Origin of the sequence: Paenibacillus sinopodophylli, assembly GCF_005930355.1 — a bacterium.
Taxonomy (GTDB): domain Bacteria; phylum Bacillota; class Bacilli; order Paenibacillales; family Paenibacillaceae; genus Pristimantibacillus; species Pristimantibacillus sinopodophylli.
In genome coordinates, this window is the sequence record NZ_VDBO01000104.1 from 1 (window position 1) to 221 (window position 221).

The window sequence follows — 221 nt, forward strand, 5'->3', positions numbered from 1 at the left end:
TACATCCGGTAGACAGCAGCTATATAAGGTTCAGCAAACCTATTCTTTCGTATCCAGTTTTCAGGGCGCAACTTGCTAATGCAAGCATTAGCAGATGACCCACACCTGTGGGTTTTATTTTTTGTCCTGTACTTGAATGATAACATGGCGGTCGTGGCGAAGTGGTTAACGCATCGGTTTGTGGATCCGACACTCGGGGGTTCAATTCCCCTCGATCGCCC

General features: G+C 48.0%; 1 tRNA gene. It reads left to right on the plus strand.

Features of this window, described 5'->3' with window-relative positions:
• Window positions 1-147: 147 nt before the first annotated feature.
• Window positions 148-220: transfer RNA gene (locus FGT79_RS30870), tRNA-His, on the plus strand.
• The last annotated feature ends 1 nt before the right edge of the window (window position 221 follow it).